The sequence below is a fragment of the Mongoliibacter ruber genome (assembly GCF_003003005.1).
Lineage (GTDB): Bacteria > Bacteroidota > Bacteroidia > Cytophagales > Cyclobacteriaceae > Mongoliibacter > Mongoliibacter ruber.
On the sequence record NZ_PVTR01000010.1, the window covers coordinates 169122 to 186277 of the forward strand.

General features: G+C 39.8%; 9 protein-coding genes. 4 read left to right on the forward strand and 5 right to left on the reverse strand.

Translation table 11 applies throughout. The features are described 5' to 3' along the window. Nucleotides 1-122 precede the first annotated feature (122 nt). Genes CLW00_RS16630 through rfbC form a run of 3 tightly spaced genes read right to left on the reverse strand, consistent with a single transcriptional unit; the run spans nucleotide 123 to nucleotide 2376 of the window. Nucleotides 123-1079 carry an NAD-dependent epimerase/dehydratase family protein gene (locus tag CLW00_RS16630; RefSeq protein ID WP_106134821.1) on the reverse strand — a complete coding sequence of 319 codons (957 nt, stop codon included), beginning with the start codon at nucleotides 1077-1079 and terminating at the stop codon, nucleotides 123-125. Then, nucleotides 1076-1825 carry a tyrosine-protein phosphatase gene (locus tag CLW00_RS16635; protein WP_106134822.1) on the reverse strand — a complete coding sequence of 250 codons (750 nt, stop codon included), beginning with the start codon at nucleotides 1823-1825 and terminating at the stop codon, nucleotides 1076-1078. Before CLW00_RS16635 ends, CLW00_RS16630 begins: the two co-directional genes overlap by 4 nt. Then, entirely contained in the window at nucleotides 1825-2376 is a 552-nt protein-coding gene (gene rfbC / locus CLW00_RS16640; protein ID WP_106134823.1) for a dTDP-4-dehydrorhamnose 3,5-epimerase, read from the reverse strand. Before rfbC ends, CLW00_RS16635 begins: the two co-directional genes overlap by 1 nt. A 109-nt stretch (nucleotides 2377-2485) precedes the next feature. Here rfbC and hflX point away from each other — a divergent pair, with 109 nt between their 5' ends. Then, nucleotides 2486-3751: a GTPase HflX gene (hflX, locus tag CLW00_RS16645; RefSeq protein ID WP_106134824.1), complete on the forward strand. Its 1266-nt coding sequence runs from the start codon at nucleotides 2486-2488 to the stop codon at nucleotides 3749-3751. A gap of 129 nt (nucleotides 3752-3880) precedes the next feature. On the opposite strand, the gene CLW00_RS16650 is transcribed toward hflX, so the two are convergent. Together CLW00_RS16650 and CLW00_RS16655 are read right to left on the reverse strand one after the other, a co-directional pair. Beyond that, nucleotides 3881-4375 carry a hypothetical protein gene (locus CLW00_RS16650; protein ID WP_106134825.1) on the reverse strand — a complete coding sequence of 165 codons (495 nt, stop codon included), beginning with the start codon at nucleotides 4373-4375 and terminating at the stop codon, nucleotides 3881-3883. Between the two features lie 12 nt (nucleotides 4376-4387). Further along, nucleotides 4388-6829, reverse strand: coding sequence for a CHAT domain-containing protein (locus CLW00_RS16655; protein WP_106134826.1), 2442 nt, complete (start codon nucleotides 6827-6829; stop codon nucleotides 4388-4390). Between the two features lie 515 nt (nucleotides 6830-7344). Between CLW00_RS16655 and CLW00_RS21770 the strand changes: the two genes are divergently transcribed. The 3 genes from CLW00_RS21770 (at nucleotide 7345) to CLW00_RS16670 (ending at nucleotide 16800) form a co-directional block, all read left to right on the forward strand. After that, complete coding sequence (locus CLW00_RS21770; protein WP_106134827.1) at nucleotides 7345-9594, forward strand: glycine-rich domain-containing protein; 2250 nt, start codon at nucleotides 7345-7347, stop codon at nucleotides 9592-9594. A 253-nt stretch (nucleotides 9595-9847) separates the two neighbouring features. Beyond that, nucleotides 9848-11545 carry a hypothetical protein gene (locus CLW00_RS16665; protein ID WP_146131443.1) on the forward strand — a complete coding sequence of 566 codons (1698 nt, stop codon included), beginning with the start codon at nucleotides 9848-9850 and terminating at the stop codon, nucleotides 11543-11545. Nucleotides 11546-11847: 302 nt separating this feature from the next. Further along, the gene (locus CLW00_RS16670) at nucleotides 11848-16800 is read left to right on the forward strand and encodes a glycine-rich domain-containing protein (protein ID WP_342747916.1); all 4953 of its coding nucleotides are present in this window, start codon (nucleotides 11848-11850) and stop codon (nucleotides 16798-16800) included. Nucleotides 16801-17156: the final 356 nt, after the last annotated feature.

Sequence of the window (17156 nt, forward strand, 5' to 3'; positions counted from 1 at the left end):
TATTTTTGTGTCCCAAAATGTAATGCTGAATATTTTTTAATAATCTGAAATTCGATTTGATTTCCTCAGGGCAATTTTGCTCTCAATCTCACAAAGATCAAGGACAAAACGGTGAAGTAAAATTAAACGTTCGATTGTGCCCATCGAAATGTCTCATCCAATGGTCGAAATTTGAAACCCAGAAAATTTTTCACTTTGTTATTGTCCATGTGATAAGACAGTTGAGAAATCATTGCCGTTTGTTTGTTAAGTGGGCTTTTGCTCAAACCAAGTCTTTTTGCTAATCCTATAAAGAAAAGTCCAAATTTCAACATGCCATCAGACACTTGAGTATCAGGAGCCTTTTTCCCAAGGGCAAGAGCCATTTTTTCAAAAAATAACTTGTAGGAAATACTATCAGCACTTAGGATAAATCTTTCGTTCCAGACTGATTTTTCAAACAGCTGGAAGATAATCTCAACTGTATCTCTCAGGTCAATATAATTTACTGTACCAGAAGGGTAATATTTTTTTTCCTCCAATACATAATTATAAATCTCAGTACTTGATCTTCCTGTGCCTACTTTTCCCAAAATTATACTAGGATGAACGACCAGAGCCTGCAGACCTTCCTGCACTCCTCGCCAAACTTCCAATTCGCTGAGGTATTTAGAAATCGCGTAAGGTGTATTCAAATCACTATCTACCCATTTGTGCTTTTCATCAATGGTATGCAAATCAGGACTTTTGCCCAATGCTGCTACAGAGGAAATATGAATCAATTTCTTTACACCTTTTGCCAACATAGCGTTGACGAGATTGATTGTCCCCTCCACATTGGTTTTCATTAGTTTTTTTTCATCCCTAGGCTGATAAGATACCAACGCTGCTGAATGAACTACCATATCAACACCATCCAATGCCTCTTCCAGAGATTGAAAGTCATTCAGGTCGCCTTCATGCCATTTAACAGGTACACCTTTTGTAAGCGCTACATTGCTTGATTTTCGCTTAATCCCATGAATCTCAGCTATTCCAGCAAATCTTTCGGCCAAGCTACTGCCCAAAAGACCTGTGGCGCCAGTAATCAAAATTTTCATAATTTATTGTTGATCAAATCCAGCTGCCTGATTTTGTCATAATATTTACTTGCGGGTAGTGTTTCCAACATATCAAGGTATCGGTGGTTATGACAATCAGTTCCCAGAAACTTCACCCTCTTCTCATCAACGAGCATTTCGGCAAAAACTTTTACCGGCTTAGAATAAAACCCTGTTAACGATAAAAGGTTGATTTGAAAATAAATTTCTCTGTCAAAAAGATCAGAAAGTAATTTCTTGTCCTGGATCAGGTACTGGTATCTTTCCGGATGGGCAAAAATCGGTTTATACCCATTCATTTCCATAGCGAAAAAAATTTCCAAAAGCATCTGAGGCTTGTTGATGAATCCAGTTTCTACCAAAACCAGATTCTCATGAATAGTGAGTAATTTTTCACCTTTTTGGACCTTTTCCAAAAAAATTTCATCCAGATAATACTCTGCTGCAGCCTCTATTTCCATTTCCACATCCTGGATTTTTAACCCAAGCTTAAGGTCTTCTAGGCCAAGATTGATTATTTCAGGAGTATTTTTGTAGAATTCAGACATGATATGAGGCGTGGTAATCAACTTCGTGAAACCATAATCTTTAAGTCTGGTGATCAGTTGAATTGATTCTCCCATACTCTTTGAACCATCATCTACACCAGGAATCAAGTGTGAATGCATGTCTACTTGCAACCAACTCAAATCTAACTCCTCAGGTATTTCAGGTTTTTTCTTCTTAAAAATATCTAACAATCCCATTATAATCCGCCTCCGCTTTTTTCTTTAAACTCACTGAGAGTAGGCCATTTTTCGTCCTTTTCGGACAAAATAGGTGAATCCACTCCCCAATCTATTCCCAATTCCGGGTCATTCCATAATATGCCCCCTTCACTTTCTTTGTTGTAATAATTTGAACACTTGTACGAAAACACTGCATCTTCCAAGACAGAAAAGCCATGAGCAAAATCCGTAGGAATATAAAGCATATTATGCTTTTTAGCATTCAATTCTACAATAAAGGCTTTTCCAAATGTTGGTGAACCTTTTCTCAGGTCTACTGCAACATCCAAAACACGGCCTGTCAATACCCTGACTAGTTTGCATTGACCATAAGGTTGCCTCTGAAAATGCAAGCCGCGTACTGTTCCTGCCTTAGAAAAAGATTGATTTTCTTGAAGCCACTCTGGATCTATACCGTTGTCTCTCAGGTAATCAGATCGATATGATTCAAAAAAATAACCTCGGGTATCTTCCCATATTTTGGGATAAATTTCGAAGACACCTTTGATGGGTGATTCTATAATTTTCATGTGCTCAATTATATGAGGCTCAAAGATAACAGGATTTACCGCTAGGTTGGTAACTTTGTAGCATAATCCTTGATGAACTAATTAGTGATTTTCCACATTCTACAAATACATGAGCAAATTTTCAAGAAAACTTCAAAAACTTTACGATACCGCACCCAAGCAAGACACCGCAGTATTGGTAGCCTTGATCAAACAAGGACAGACTGACCAACAAGTAGCAGAATACCTTGACGAACTGGCATTTCTAACGGAAACCCTTGGGGCAAGTACCATTTATAGGTTTACCCAGAGGCTGGAAAAACCAGACATTAAGACTTTTGTGGGTTCTGGAAAACTTGAGGAAATAAAGTCCTACATTGAGCATTTTGAAGTGGATATGGTCATTTTTGACGATGATCTTTCTCCTTCCCAAATGAGAAACTTGGAAAATGAACTCAAAGTGAAAGTTTACGACAGGTCTCTACTGATATTGGATATCTTCCTCAGCCGAGCACAAACAGCCCAAGCCAAGACTCAGGTAGAATTGGCAAGGTTTCAATACCTCCTGCCAAGACTGACCAACATGTGGACTCACTTGGAAAGACAAAGAGGTGGTACAAGTACCAGGGGTGGTGCAGGTGAAAAGGAAATTGAAACAGATAAAAGGGACATCCGTACTAAAATCACCCTATTAAAAAGTAAACTCAAGGATATTGAAAAACAGGGTGTCACCCAGAGAAAAGGGAGAAAAGGTATTGTCAGGGCAGCTTTGGTAGGTTATACCAATGTGGGAAAAAGTACCTTGATGAACCTGATTACAAAATCTGATATTTTGGCCGAAAATAAGCTTTTCGCAACAGTAGACTCTACGGTTAGAAAAGTAGTCTTGGAAAATATCCCATTCTTACTATCTGATACAGTTGGATTTATCAGAAAACTACCTACACACTTGATAGAATCTTTCAAATCCACTTTGGATGAGATCAGAGAGGCAGACTTATTGGTTCATGTCATTGATATTTCGCATCCAGGTTTTGAAGACCATTTTGCTGTAGTCAATAGTACCTTAAACGAAATCGGTGCTGGAGATAAACCTGTTTTACTGGTTTTCAATAAAATTGATTTGGTTCCAGAAATGCCAACAGAAGAAGAATTGGAAAACATGTCTGATATCGAGGTTGAAGAAAGCAACTACTTGGATTTTGAAAAGTTGGCTGAGGCTTATGAGAAAAAAACCGGGATTCCACCTGTATTCATGGCAGCTGAAAACGGAACTAATGTGGAAGAATTTAGGAATGCTTTGGTCAAAGAGGTGAAAAAACAACATTTGAAAATTTACCCCCATTACCTTGAATCAGAAGTATTTGACATGTCAAAGTTTGAAGGTTTGGAATAAACCTTCAAACTTCTTTTTTGAAACTTTCTCTTTCTAAAATAAAGAACCCATCAAAAATATTCTATATCGATAGAATATTAAAAGAGCTATTTGTACAAAAAGAGCATTTTGAAAGCCTAAGGTATTTTTCTAAACAGGTTTTAGCAGCTTTAATAAAGTGCCAAAAATATTTTTTATCATTTCTGGTTGTTGGTCTTGGGGAGTCCCTAGGCTAAATTGCCATCCATCTGAGTTATTGTAAGAAATCCTAAAAGTGCTCATGATCATGACTGCACTTAAGGCGCCGCCTACGGCCAAAATAGTACCTGCAACCATCTCATTGTCCTGCCAATTTTCCAACTTATCTTTAATATAAGCCTCTGTATCGGGATTTAGGGCCATATATTCCAGAGATTGTCTCGCCACCTCTACAGCTGTTTCAGATTCCAAAGACTCGGTAAACTTATTATCATCTACCTCATTGAGATGCTGTATTTCAGGCATCCTTCGGACCTCTTCGGGAAGGTTTTGCACAATTTTACCTAAGTCTTCATGCACTTTTTGCACCATTTCCATTTCAATGTGTCTGAAAAGTCTCAGTGCTTTGAAGTCGTCCAATGATTTTACTTTTTCTAATGTTGTCATAGCTATTTAAGTTTATCTAAAATCACCAATCAAGGATAAACCCGCCCAATAATATTCCGATGGAAAAGGATTATCCGGTGCTTCTTTTTTGATTTCAATTACTGCCAATCTATGGGCCTCACGGATACTGTTTTTCTTGTGAATCCAGTTATTATAAAATTTCTGAAACAGTCTATTACTCCAGTGGATGTCTATGTCCCAACTGGCACTTACCATACTCTTAGCTCCACAATAAAAAAACGCCCATTCCAAACCCAAGGCATCTCCTCCGTAACCTTCGGCTGAACGCCCGCTGACACATGCCTGCATGCTTACATGGCTGCCGGTCATGTCTATTTTGGATTCAGAAAGGACTTTTGGGCTGAGAAGGTTGTCACCTTTGTGGTAGTTGAAAGACACATCAAGTTTGGGCTTTTCCCCATTGGCCATAAGGAGTAAGCCACTGTTGTGGTATGGATTCAACTGCAAGTGGTCTGCTTGGGCTACTGGCTTTGGGAAAACTCCATGTGTAGAAAAATGATACAGTTTATTTGGAAGAAGCACATCAATGACATTTTTAATGGATACCTCTTCTTCTTCTCCCACGCCTTCTTCCTGAGGCAAAAGGTAGCGTGGAATTTTTTCAAAAGCTTCTATCTTTTCAGGTATATCTTGATCAGCTGTACAAGTGACTGCCAAGATTTCATCCAAATCTTGAGGCTCTTTTTCCAAAAGATTCAGCAGTTGAAAACCAGAATGGATTTTAGACACAGAGAATCGCTCAATCAAGGCTTCACCAGATTTTAACTTGGCAAACTGTAATGAAAACAGATTAAGGATACCATCAGGTGAGTATACTACATGATCGCCCATTTCCATGCAACCTTCTTCTATTGCATACTCAATGGGATTGATAAATTTCCCCAATTCAAGCGGAATGTCTATTCTGCTAGGCCTAAAAAATCCTGAAATAGATGCTCTCCATGTAGAAGGACAGGCATAATTGCTTTTCGACCAATCCTCCAACACCTCTTCACTAGCCCCCATTGCAGAGGCAAAAAACCTACCCTGCTTAGTCAAAAGAATAGAATAGCTCTGATTCAAGTCTACTAGAATTGTCAAATAGTGCGCATTGTTTGCTTTCAGAAAGGGCAGAAGCCTATCCTTCAACTTGTCTGGATCTCCAATTTCCTCTTGCTTTCCTGTAGTTTCCAACAAGCGATCCTGCAGGTTTCTTCCTTTGGAGGCTTCTATCCTATGAAAAAGCCGAAGAGTATTTTTTGACATGTAATTGGTAAAGGCCATGACGCCGAAAAGTGCCGGGTACTGACCAAAAACTCCAGCCCTTTCATGGATATTTTGGATTGAGGACCTTTGTTTTTCCAAATGAAAATAAACCTTATCCAATGCATCTGCAGCTTCCTGATAGGACTCCAGGCGGTTGTGGCAGATGTATTGGCAATACGCCACAAAAGCCAAGTCAGAATGCAATGAGTTTTTTAAAAACCATTTGTAATGTTTATCCAAATCAAGTAAACAGGCTTGAAGCAATTCTCTATCGTGGCCAAGTTTTTCATCGTGGAAAAAGGCAGTTTGTTCAGTCAATTGATGACGCTTGGACTGAGGGGTTTCAGCATTATCCACACCGGCCATGAAGGCTTGAGCTTCTAAAGTTTTGGCAGATATTTTTTGGGTTAACTCAATCAATTCAGCATCTGAAATGTCTCCTTTTCCCTCATGAAGTTCAATCAGTTTTTCTATTGAATGCATATCAGTCAAATCTTCATACCCCTTCATGACGGTTTTGAAGGAACTCAACATTCGTTTTAGGTCTTCAAGCTTTTGGGATCTCTTATAACTTTCAACTTCAGCATGCGACTGAAAGGTTTTGGTTTTGAGCAGTTTCAGTTTGTTTTTCAATCTATCATACAAAATAAGTGCGGCTGGCAAGACTAAACTTTCATCCACATTGTCCAATATATTTTGAGCATAATCAGAATTATTGCTTTCAAGATAATTCTCAGCCGCCTGCAAATGCGTGGATACAAATGCCTGTTTGTTCCAACCGGGCAAATTGCTTCCTGCCATAGATTCGTACTGTGCGATGGCCAATTGGAACTGACCTGCATCGAGCAAGGCTTTTTGGATCAAATAGCTGCTATTACCTAAATAATATTCCAGATCTTTTTCAGGCATTTGAATTCCGGAAGACCATAAGGTAACACCCCAAATCAAACAAGCTGAGGCAAAATCTCTTCCTTCATTCAATTTTCCTCCATGAGTAAGGGACGTGGCCATTGCATCAAGTCCTGCAAGATCGTAGACATCTTGTTTTGCTTCCAAAAAGTGTAAGGAGTTTTCCAATGAATGGTTGGGATATTGGCGGAAAATATGTGCAAGCCGTTCTCTATCCTGCAGCTGCAAGCTATCTATTAACTTTTGAAACAAGAGTGAAAATGAAGTAGACTGCTCCATATATCAGAAATTTGAAAAATGGTGGACAAGAATGGAAATCAATTTCGTAAACACACTGAAATTAAGACATTTACAATTTAAACATAATATTTTATAGATTTTTAAAACATCGATGTAATCTATATTAATTAATGATCTCTCAAACTTGGCCTAAACCCAATAAGTATTGAATCATCTTAGGACCAGACAAACAATGTTTAAATTGCTTTTTTTTTATTTGAAATTCATTTATTACTAGAGATTCAAAATGGTAAACCTTAGGAAAAAAATGTTTTCAGCCAGAGACAAAAATACCTGCCAATTTATATAATAACCTATTCATTTAATCTTGACTGGATTGACAGTAGAAAAAAATAAACAGAATATTTTGCTGTTTAAATTTACTTTTGCTAATATTAATTCCTTTTTGGAGGGGATTTAAGAATATTATTCTATTTCAATCCATAAAGTATGCTTAAAAAAGTATTTTGAATTGCCAATTTTGAATTTAACCTCTGAAATGATCTAATCACCCAATGTCGCTCAGAATTCTATTCTTTTTGCTTTTTTCAATCAATGGTTTTTACACTTATTCACAATGTGAAGAGTGTACCGTAACTATTGATGGAAACAATGCTCCCTCTGGAACCATTTTCAACGGTAGCAAAATCTGTATTATTGGAAATCGCACCAATGCCATAAATTTCAATAACAGAAACAATATTAGCATCTGCATAGCAGATGGTGCTTCTTGGAATGGTCAGGCGAATAGTTTATCAGCTTTAAATCAGATCGATAATTATGGTACAATTTCAGTCAGTAATGACTACAATGGAGATTGGACATTAAACAATTATGGAACATTAAACTTCTCTACAAATATAAATTCGAGTAGATCTGTTAATAATTTCAACACGATGAATGTCCCTGGGAGCATCATTGTCAATTTCAACCTATTTAGTGAAGGCGAATTGAATATTGTTGGTTCAGCTACTTTCAATAGTGGTTCCAATGTTTCGATTATTGGTGAGATGAATGTTGCTGGAAGCTTAGCGAACAATTCCACAATTAACTTAGCAGGAACAATTTCGGTTGGAGGAGCGATGACTAACAACGGTAACGGTAGAATTGAAGCGCTTGATGCAAACCAATGTAATTCTGTTTCTGTTGTGGGTAGCTTTGGTTCAGATGGTGTTATAACTGGAAATAACTTAGATTTCAATAATACTGGAACAGCCTTGGTAGTGAATAAAATGCCAGGTGGAAATGCAAATCCTAAATTAGAAGGAGGTGCTTCAGTTGGCACATGCTCAAGTTCAGATTGTCTTGAAATAGTTGAAGTAATAGATTTAGGCAATCTTTTAAGGTATTATATCTTCCGGTGCGATGGAATTCTCAATGTGGACTCCCCTGTAATCGAAGATGAATACGAAGAAGAGATTTTATCTGTAACAGCTCTCATCGTTGCAGGTGGAGGAGGAGGAGGTTTAGGACTCAGCGCAGGTGGAGGTGGCGCTGGTGGAATTATTGAAATTGAAGATTTACCTGTCTCGGCGGGGATAAATTATCCGGTAAAAGTAGGTAAAGGTGGAGTAGGATCAAGCAGTGCAAGTTTACAAGGTAGAAATGGTAACAATTCAAGCCTTGTAGGTAATAGTGCCTTGGGTGGCGGTGGAGGCGGAAGCTCCTCAGAAAAATCAAAGGTTGGGAGACAAGGTGGATCGGGAGGTGGTGGCGCTTATGATGATGAGGGTAATGGAGGAAATGTAAACGGTCCCGCAAATCAAGTTTCGAGAGGTGGTGGGAATGCTGGAAGAAGAGGGAATTCTAATGTAAGAGCTGGTGGCGGTGGTGGCGGTGCAGGAACTGCGGGCGGAATGGGACAAACTTCTACTGGTTTTGTACCTGGCAATGGAGGGAATGGGATATCTATTGAGTTTGCTGACCCTATTTCACCTACAACTTTGATAAATGCATTTGGTGGAGGGGGAGGTGCTACAGCAAGAAATTCCGGTGGACAGACAAGAAAATCAGAGGGTGGTAAACTAGTTGATTACATACTGGGAGGAAGTGGAAATGATTCAGGAAATGGAGCAAATGGTATCCAATTTACCGGATCAGGAGGAGGCGCAGGAAGTGCAAGAGGTGGTTCTGGAAGCAATGGAATAGTAATTGTATTAGTAACATATAGAATCCTTCCAGTAGACTTTCTTTATTTCAATGGAGAATTGAATGAGAATGAATCTAAATCCAAAATCATTTTAAATTGGGCTACTGCAAAAGAATGGGAAAGCTCTCATTTTGAAGTCATGAGGAGCTATGACAATGTCAGTACATGGCAGAAAATCGGGGAGGTGAAAGCAGCTGGCTTTTCGGATCAAATTGAAAATTACCAATTCGAGGATAAAGACAATTTCAATTTCTACAAGATGGCCTACTATCAATTGAAACAGGTAGATATTGACCTGTCTTTCCATCAAAGCAAAATTATTGGAGTACAGCTTCCCTCATCTTTGGAAAAGAACAGTACTTGGGCTGTTTACCCTAATCCTACCGAAAGACAATCCGCCAATTTGATTTTGAAGGATCGCGACAACTTTGAAGGAGGCAGCATAATGGCTACTTTGGTCAATCCACTTGGAAACACACAATCATTTTATGCTGAAACAGTAAAGGAGCTTTCTGAGCTATTCAATCAAACTCTTCAACAGAGCGCCAAAGGAATGTATGTCTTGCATTTAGTCTGGGGGAAAAATGAACAGCAGATTAAAATTCTGAAAAAGTAAGGTAACTTTTCAAGTAGTTTAAAAAAAATAAACCAATCACATTTTCATTTATAAGGATAATTATTCCTCTTTAAATAAATGTAGAATACCAACTTTATAAATTTTTCATTACTTTTTATTGATAAATACTAACTCTAAAAACAACAAACTAAAAATACAAAAAACATTATAACTATTTTGAAATACATTTTCATGTGTTTTAATGATATATTTTTCATACTTTAGAGCTGTAAATCAGATATTTAATAATCCCATGGGAATTTTTATATTTTTTTCTGAGAATACTTTTATCAGAGCTGTTTGTATTTCAGCGCTTGCATCACTTTGCTTTGTATTTACTATATCAGCACAAACTGCGGACAAGCCTGATTTGAGGGTTGAGGATTGTATAAATTGCAAAGGAAATGCTCAGAACTTTAGCATATTAAATGCCTTTTTCAGTGATCCTTCCGGCACACCTATACAAGACCTTTGCGGAGCAACTGGCCCAATATTGATCTCAATTCTTTACACCTCCAATCAAAACAAAGATGCTCATAACTTTAGGATTATAGCCGATATTTTAAAAAAAAGGCGAGACACCGATGAAATTTTGGAAGGGTACTACTTGAATGAGTTTTCAGGAACAGTTCCACCTTGTAATACGGGAACATGCATTATCACCATACCTATCCCTGCTCTGGATTTTGATTGCCAAAATGAATATTATGAACTTTCCAACCCAATGTCTTTTTGGACCCAAGCTTCTAATAAAGACCTGGAAGACAGTTACGAATGTCGGGATTATCCCACTGCACAGTGCTCTCATTCTGAAAACATCCCAATAGAAATCGGAGACTTAACATATAACTTTGATGTCAACTTCGAATGTTTTCAAGAAAATACAGACCATACAAATATCTCTTTTGTTATCACTTCCCTTTTCGGTGGGAATCCTGTTCAACCCTATGAAATCTTATGGGAATTTGTATTCTCAGATGGGACAACCGAAACTTCTCCCTTAATCAACCCAACATTTTCTGAAATCGAATCAGGTCAGGCTATTGAAGCCACTCTTACTATAAAGCAAAGCCCTATTGTAGGAGATCCGGAAATTAAAACAATCACAGTTCCTCTCGCTTTAAACGAAGAAGATGTTATTGAATCTTACACTGTAGTCAACCCGGAAGAAGATAATAACAACGGAATTATTGAAGTAGATTTTAAGCCTGGCAATTATACCTTTTTTTGGACTTCCGTGGATGATCCTGACTTTTATTCAGAAGACGCCAAGATTGAAAACTTACCTGATGGCACTTATGTGCTTACCACTTATGATGATGTTACGGGTTTGTGTAGAACTGATGTTTTCGAAATTTTCAGCATTCTTCCTGTAGAATTGATGTATTTTAATGGTGAACTCAATTCGACTCAAAATACAATAGAACTGAATTGGGCCACTGCCAAAGAGTGGGAAAGTTCACATTTTGAAGTGATGAGGAGTTATGACAATTTGGATAATTGGCAAAAAATAGGAGAAATAGAAGCTGCAGGTTTCTCAGACAAGATCGTAGAATACCAATATATAGATAAGGACAATCACAACTTTTACTCCATCGCCTACTACCAACTGAAGCAAGTTGACATAGATAAAACTTTTGACTTCAGTAAGGTAATTAGTGTTCAGTTCCCAGAACCCTTTAAAAAATCCAGTACATGGACCGTGTATCCTAATCCTATTGATCGGAAATCTGCCAACCTGATCTTAAATGAAGGAAACGACTATCGGGGAGGTACAATCACAGCAAAGTTGGTGAATCCCTTAGGAGGATCCACTGTATTCTCAGGAAACAATATTTCCTCGCTTTCTGATCAACTTCAACAAGCACTATCGCAAAGCTCAAAAGGAGTATATGTATTGCATTTGGTATGGGAAAACAAGGACCAACAGATAAAAATCTTAAAACATTAGAAATTTCTCATTTTTTTAAAAATTATTTTTTTTGTAATAAAGCATAATAGTTAAATGATTAAAGATTTTTAATGCTATATTTTGACGGTATTTACTCAATTTTTTATTTATTTTTTTATATAAATAAATATTTCAAATCAATTACATTATTGCACTCATTAACCTTTTAAACACACTTTATTGTATTTTATTTTTTTTTAAATGTAAATTAGGTGTTGTTAATTGATAATTAAATGCACCCCGCAAATCTTTTTCAATTTTTATTGAACTCTAAATTTTTAAAGTTCCCTCTTTTTTTGGGAGTGATATTTCTATTTATCACAAGCAAGCCCGTTCAAGCTCAGAGCGAAACACGCACATTTAATACGTCTGGTACATTTCAAGTCCCGCATAAAGTTACTTCCCTCGATGTAAGGGTATGGGGCGCTGGGGGTGGAGGGGGATTTAGAAATAATAACCGAGGAGCTGGTGGAGGCGGTGGGGGCGCATTTTCACAGCATAACAATTATGGGGTAACTGCTGGAGATATAATCAGTTATACTGTAGGAGTTCAAGGTAATGGGGCATCTTCATCAGGAGCAGCAACTAACGGTGGACAAAGTTCTTTCAGTAATCTTATTGCCGGTGGTGGAAATGGAGCAAATGGCCAAGATGGAGGTGTTGGCGGTATGGCCAATGGCGGTATTCTTAACTTTTCAGGAGGGAATGGCGCATCAGCTGTAGATAGTCCGAACACAGCGGGTGGCGGTGGAGGAGCTGGAGCAAGTTTTTCAGGTATTGGTAACCCTGGAAATCAGAATGGAAACGGTGGTGAGGGTGTAAATGGTGGTGGAACAGGCGGAAATGGAGGGCCTGGTAATACAAACTCTAATGGTGAAAACGGAAATACTCCAGGGGGTGGGGGTGGCGGTGAAGGCCGAGACGGAAATAATGGAGGCAATGGCGGAAATGGAAGAATTATTGTATCATGGACTTGCCCTGCTCCTGCATTAATCTCAGGAGCGCAAAATCAGACTTTCTGTATTGGAGGAACGGTAAGCCCTGTAGTTTTTGAAGTTGGAGGAGCATTGAACGTCACAGTAGATGGATTACCTGATGGAGTAGACTTTGACTATGATCAAGGTGATGTTACTATCTCTGGCACACCTACAGAGGCTGGAAATTTCACCTATACCATTACCCCCTTCGGAAGCTGTGAAACTAATTCCATACAGGGAACTATAAGGGTAAACCCAAACAACACTACGGGAACAATTACCGCAAATACTTTTTGTAGAAATTCCCCAATTCCAGACGGAGTTTTCCAACAAACAACTGGAGCAACTGATATTGGCACACCATCGGGTTTACCTGCCGGAGTTCAAGTAGAGTTCATCAATAACCAAATTGAATTTTCAGGAACTCCTACCGAATCTGGAGTTTTCACCTATTCCATTCCTCTTGAAGGTGGATGTGCTACAATTAATGCCACTGGTACAATTACCATCAATCAAGAAGTTAGCATTTTAAACGAAAATTTAGACGGTCAAATCTCCTGTCCTGGCACCCCTTTCAATCCCATTTCTGTTCAGGAAGGTTTTGGACTAACTTACCAATGGTATAGCAATACTACAAATTCCAATTCGGGTGGCAGCCCGATTGTCGGAGCGACCTTGAATACTTACGAACCGTCTTCTGCCACCGTAGGAACTACATATTATTATGTGGAAGTCTCAGGAGCCTGTGGCAATACTGCAGTCAGCAATGAATCTGGCGCATTTATAGTCGACCCGGGAAACTCAGTTACTTCTGCCACAGATAGTCCTACAGTTTGTGTCAATTCAACTTTTGGAGCTATCACTCACACTACAACTGTGGCAGCTGGCATTGCTAATGATGGAATAGATTCTGGTGTAAATGGCTTGCCTCCAGGTGTAAGCGCAACTTGGTCAGATAATGAAATCAGTATCACTGGAATACCTACCACATTTGGTGTATTTAATTACAGCATCCCTTTAACAGGTGGGTGTGGAACTGTAGCCGCCACGGGCACAATTACTGTCAATGCTGAACCTGAAATCATTGCACCTGACATGCCAGAGCAAAGTGCTTGCCTTAACAGTTCCTTTTCCCCTATTTCTGTAGGACAGGGTACAGGCCTAGCCTATCAGTGGTACAGCAATGACAGCTATTCAAATTCAGGTGGTACACTCATTCCAGGAGCTACTTCAAATGAATTTACACCTCCAGCTGATGTCGTCGGTGAAAGGTACTATTATGTGACAGTTACAAGCTCTTGCGGAACATCAGTGACCTCAAATCCTTCGGAAGTACATGAAGTATACGCTTTGCCAACACCCTCATTTGAGACCCAACCTAGCGGAGATGTTTGTGTAGAAGAAGACATTACCTATATCACAACACCGGGACAAGAAAACTATCAATGGGGACTGCCCGGAATAGAAGGGGTAGATTATACTATTGTTGCGGGGGGAACTGATCTCGATAACACGCTTATCGTAAGGTGGCTTACCTCTGGCACTAAAGCTTTATCTGTGAATTATACAGATATCAACGGATGCACAGCCCCTAACCCAACAACCTCCAATACGGTTAATGTACAAAGAAACAGCTTCACTCCATCTGTTCCTGCCCTACCAAGCATTTGTATAGATGCAGAAATGACACCGGTTATAATCGGTACCTCGCTTGCTACAGGAATAGGTACTCCTGTTGGTTTGCCTCAAGGAGTGACTGCCAACTGGGATTCCAATACCATAACATTATCCGGAACACCGCTAGAATCCGGAACTTTCAATTACCAAATACCACTAACAGGCGGGTGTGGTACAGTATCGGCAACAGGTACCTTAGTAGTAACACCTGTTTACGAATTGACTTCTACAGCCTCTGTATCTCCGAGTTTTGAGGGAGGTCCAGCTATTGTAACGATCAGAGGAACAACAACCAACCTGCCAAACGGCACTTATACTGTTACCTATTCCTTGGGCTTAGCAAATTCAGGGACATTTACAACCACTGTTAATGTTGTAAACGGGAGAGGCACTTTCACAACCGTAGGGATTAACGATCCTGATTTAACTTCATTGGAAATCCTTACCATCAGAAGGCCAACAGATGCTTGTACCGTAGATTTGACAGAAAGAAATATCACATTCTTTGGAACTTGTGCGGCAGTATTTGAAGCTAATGGAGAATTTTTTGTCCCCGCAGGTATCACCGAAATCACCATAAAGGTATGGGGTGGCGGTGGTGGTGGCGGCGGCCGGCAAAACAATAACGGTGCAGGAGGCGGTGGCGGTGGCTATTCAACAGTCAACATCCCTGTCAATCCAGGAAATGTTTTAAGCGTGGTAATTGGACCGGGGGGAGCTGGACAAACTGCCTCTGGCACGCCTGGACAAAATGGATCTCCTAGTTATGTCACTCGAAATCCAACTAACCCTGACCCCATAACTTCAAGCATTGTCTATGCTTATGGTGGAGATGGGGCAAGTGGTACGACTCCAGGTACCGGAGGTCAAGGTTCTTCTACAAATGGGCAAGATGGCTTACTTGGCAATGCTTCCACAGGAGGAAAAGGTGGAGATGGTGGTGGTGCTGGAGGCGCTGGAGGTGCTGGAGGTGCTGGTTCTGGGAACAATCCTGGGACAGCAGGTGGTGCTCCTGGTGGTGGAGGTGGTGGTGCAGATGGTAATTCTTCAGGAGGAAATGGCGGATCTGGACTTGTCATTATTTCATACTCTTGCCCTCCGATAGACCCCGAGGGTTGCTTTAAAGTTATTGACGATGGTTCTAGGAGTGGTTCCACCATAATTGAATTCACTTGCGATTCAGACTGGATTGCTCCAGAAGGCTTAATTGATTTTGAAGTGGTCGTTGTCGGCGGTGGCGGTGGAGGTGGTGCTGGTAAAGCCTCCGGAGGAGGTGGTGCAGGAGGATTTGCTACAGGCTATGTTTCGACTATAGAAGATTTCGGCATGCCTGATGGAGTAACTTTTAATATCCAAGTAGGTCAAGGGGGACAAGGTGCCGCAAATGATATGGAAAGAGGCCATAATGGCGGATCTACTTCATTAACTGGAACAGTAGATGAAAATCCAATTTCTTTTTCTGCTTTAGGTGGAGGCGGAGGTGGTTCTTTCGGATCAAATTCAGTCGCCAACGGTGCTCCGGGAGCATCAGGAGGAGGTGGAGGTTTTTTTAGACCGGAAAATTATGAAGGTACAGGAGGAGCAAACACAGCCGCCAACGGGAACATAGGTGCAAGAGGCACATTTGCTGATACTGGAGGACCACAAGGAGGTGCAGCAGTAGGCGGCGGTGGTGGCGGTGCGGCAGGTCTAGGACAAGAAGGAAAAGCAGCAGGAAATGGGCAGGGAGATGGTGGAATTGGAGGCTTGGGAATTGCTTACGACCTGTTTGGAACCATAGTCAATTTTGGTGGTGGAGGAGGTGGAGTGGGTTATAATTTTAATGGAACTGTAAAAGACAACTTCACAAATGGCGGAAGAGCTCCAAATGGATCATTTTTAGGTGGAAGTGGAAATGTAGATGGTGTAGGCGGTGATGCTCCTGGCGTTGGTTCAGGAGGTGGTGCCGGAACAGGAGGCGGAGGTCAAGGAGGTCAAGGAAGAGTATTCATAGTCTATTCCAATATCCGCATCCTACCCGTAGAATTCCTCTACTTCCAAGCCGAATACAATCCAAATAAGCGTGAAGCCAGCCTTAACTGGGCTACTGCTAAGGAATGGGAAAACTCTCACTTTGAAATAGAAAGGTCTATCACAGGGCTGAATGGGTTTGAAAAAGTCGGAGAAGTTCAGGGAATGGGTTGGACAGATCAGATCACTGAATATCAATTTGTAGATCAGCAATTACCTCTAGGTTCTCACAATGTCTTATACAGACTGAAACAGGTAGACTTTAGCGAAGAATTCCAATATTCTGACGTAGTCTCTTTAAGACTGCCTGGTGTAACATTCACCAATGGTGTATGGCGTGCCTATCCAAACCCAACCAATGGAACTGCTCTTCGCATCTCTTTGATGGATAGATCTCAGTATGAAACGGAAAAACTGACATTCAGAATCATTCACCCCATGTATGTGACTCCTGCCACGACGGTGGAATCAGAAGATAAAATGAATGAACACCTTGCTCATTTAGCTCAAAGGGTACCTAAGGGAGTATTCGTGGTGGAAATCCAGTGGGGTCAAAAAGTAGAACATCTCAAGATTCTGAAGCAGCATTGATTTCTTTTTTTAGACTTGGTTTTTGTATAAATACAATCATATCATTATAAACAGATATTCATTGATACCTGCCCGGGTTGTATATTTATTCTATGGTTCGAAATCACTGGTTAATTCTATTATTTAGACTCTACTGGTATGAATGCGGATATACATTTATTCCTATTAACAACTGAAAAATCAATCCTTTTTTTGGAAACTCTTAAGTATCGAAAATAACTGCTTGGAAGCTATTTGAATTGAAAGACTAAAGATATTTTTTTCTATGTTAAATTACTAGCAAGAAGGTGTTTTTTTATCTTTTGTTTACTACTTTAATTACCGTCAGGCAAAGCGGAACCAGGCTCTGCTGGAGA